Annotated in this window: 1 protein-coding gene and 1 pseudogene; one reads left to right on the top strand and one right to left on the bottom strand. The window is 78.1% G+C overall.

Annotation, left to right across the window (positions count from 1 at the left end; genetic code table 11):
• Nucleotides 1-2165, bottom strand: a 2165-nt coding sequence (locus ACWEN3_RS44645; protein ID WP_452983915.1) for a helicase-associated domain-containing protein, incomplete at its 3' end; no start/stop codon positions are given.
• A 110-nt stretch (nt 2166-2275) separates the two neighbouring features.
• On the opposite strand from ACWEN3_RS44645, the pseudogene ACWEN3_RS44650 reads away from it, so the two are divergent.
• Nucleotides 2276-2836: pseudogene (locus ACWEN3_RS44650) on the top strand (hypothetical protein); the annotation flags it as partial.

Raw genomic sequence — 2836 nt, forward strand, 5'->3', positions numbered from 1 at the left:
GGCGCGGTCCGGGGCGTGGTGCGGTGGGCGTGCGCGCGGGTGATCAGGACGTCGCCCTCGGCGGACTCGGCGGCGGGCGCGTAGCCCATCGCGCGCAGGCCCTCCAGCAGCGTCGCCGGGTCGGACTCGGCGGCCAGCACGGTCGGGGCCAGGCGGCGCAGCCGCAGGGCCGCGGCCCGCTTGTCGGCGAGGATCTCGTTCAGCAGGGTGTCGTCGTCGCAGCGCACGTACGCCGAGGCGGCGCCCACCCGCAGATGGCCGTGTCTGCGCGCCACGTCGTCGATCAGGTACGCGAGCGGCTGCGGGACCGGGGTGCGGGAGTGCCGGGTGAGGAAGTCGTGCAGGTCGGCGGCGGTGCGGCCGGCGTCCAGGGCGCGGCGCACCGAGGCCGGGGTGAAGCGGTACACGGTCGCGCCGCCCTTGGACTCCACGTCCGCAAGCACGCCCAGCACGTCCGCGAGCGGGCGTTGCAGCGGGCCCGGGGCCACCGCCGTCAGGTCGGCCTGGAGCAGGACGTGGTCGAGGGGCTCGGGAAGCAGGGGGGCCAGGAGGCGGGCAGCGGCGGCGGCCGCCACGGCCTGCTCGGCCGGGGCGAGGGGTGCGGGTTCGGCGGGCGAGCGGTGGTGGACGGGGAGCTTCGCGCCCGGGCCGACGGGTTCGCCCGCGTCGGCCGGGGCGGGCGCCGGCGCGCCGAGCAGCGCGCGTCCCTGGGCGGACAGGGCGCCCCGCCCGGTCATGCCCAGCAGCTCCGCCTCGGACAGGGTCCAGCGGGCGAGCCGGGTGCGCAGATCGCCGCCCTCCGGCTGGGGGCTGCGCAGGGGCCGTTCCCAGCGCAGCCGGGCCAGCACCGACTCGCTGTCCGGGGCGGCGCCAACCGGGAGCCCGGCCAGCAGGGTCAGGACCCGGTGCCGTACCTCGGGCGCGGCCGAGCGGTCCAGCCCCGGGCCGAGCGCGGAGAGCGTGCGGTCCTTGGCGTCCCGGCCGCCGACCAGGCCCGAGGTGCGGGTGGCGGCCAGCCAGGCCCCGGCGAGCCGGGCCCAGCGCTCGGCGGGCGGCTGGTCGAGCCACTCGTCGTAGGCGGGGGTGGCCGCGTAGCGCTCGTCGGCCTCGCCGTCGGAGGCGAGCAGGCCCGCCGCGTACGCCAGCTCGGCCCAGAACGCGGCGACCGGCTCGGACACGTCCAGGGCGACGGCGGTCCGCTTCAGGTCGCGGACGCTCAGGCCCCCCGCGCGCAGCACGGCCGGACCGCCCTCGTCCCAGTCCTTCAGCAGTTCCTCGACGGTGGCGAGCGCGGTGTACGCCTGCGCGGCCGCCGTCGCGTCCACAACCTGTGGATGGTGCGTCGCGGCCGGCTCCACGGCGGGCGGCAGCGGCTCGGGCGCCCGGTGGGCGCGGCCCTCGCGCAGATGCAGGGCGACCTCGCGGGGCAGCACCACCGTGCCGGGGCCGATCGGCAGCAGCAGCCCCCGGTCGAGCAGCCAGCGCAGATGGGCGGCCGGCTCCGGGGTGACCTGCCCGTACGGCGGCCCCCACACCAGCCGGGACAGCACCTCGCGGGAGGCGTCCGGGGCCCCGGCGAGCAGCCCGGCCATCTTCCTCCGGCCGGTGAACAGCGCGGTCAGCGAGGCCACCGCCGACACCGAGTCATGGGTCGTGGGCAGCCCGGCGGTGGTGACGATCTCCTGGATCCGCCCCGGGGACATGCCCGAGGTGGCCTCCTGCACGGTGGGTCCGAGACCCGTAGGGGAGGGGTGCTGCGGGGAGGGCGCGAGCAGTTCGCGGGCGGTGCGGACCAGGCGCAGCCGCTCGTCGTCGCCCCACACCAGGGCCTGGTCGCGCAGGGCGCCGAGGGCGCGGGGGAGCGCGGCGGCCACCGTCTCCTTCCCGGCGTCCCCGGCCATCAGACCGAGCAGCGTCGCGTACGACGCCGGGTCCGGGGCCACGGCCAGCGCCTCCGCGGTCTGCAGCGCGAACCGGTCCAGCCGCTCCAGGGCACGCAGCACCGAGGCGCGGGTGCCGGCCCGGGTGGCCAGCTGGGTCAGGTCGGTCGGGACGGGGGTGATGAGATCCGGGCGGCTGCGCAGCAGCACGGCCAGGGAGGCGTCGTCCCTGACGCGGAGCGCTTCCGCGAGGGACCGAGGTGCTGGATTGGCCTCTTGGCTCATCCGGCCAACGTTAGCGGGTTACCTCCGCCGGTTCAGCCGTAGCGGGTGCGGCCCGGCTCTGCGCTACGGTCCTCACGGGGTTTCAGTCGGCGTCACCCCGGAGGGGTTCCGTGGGGATCGAGAGCGACCAGGTCGTCTACGAGTATCTGAGCCGCGTCGGAGACGTCGCTCAGCAGCGGCAGCTGCCCTCGGCGGCGCGGATGCGGCTCGTGACGGAGCTGCGCAACGAGATCGACCGGAGCCGGGCCAGGGCGACGGTGGACAGTCCCGCGGCCGTCCGCCGCATCCTGGAGCGCCTCGGCACCCCGGACGAGGTGGTCGAGGCGGCGGGCGGCACAGCGGGCGCCGGCGCCGCCCAGCGGCCGCGGCCCGCCGTGCCCGCGCAGCCCGCGCCCCGGCGCCCCGAGCCGGAGCCGGCGGACGAGGAGCGGCCCAAGGGGCTGCGCCGGGTCGTACCGCGCCCGCGTCCCGCCGAGCGCCCCGAGCCGCCCGCCCCGGGCAACGCGCCGTCCCCGCCGCATCTCGCCCCCGCGCACGAGCTGGGGGACGGCGGCATGCAGCCCGACTGGTGGCGGGTGGCCGACGGCCCCTTCACCGGCGCGGCGCCGTCCGGATCTGGGTGTCCGGCGAGCTCGGCACGTTCTGCGACGGCCGCGCGACGGGCTTCCACG

The organism is Streptomyces sp. NPDC004561 (genome assembly GCF_053602155.1).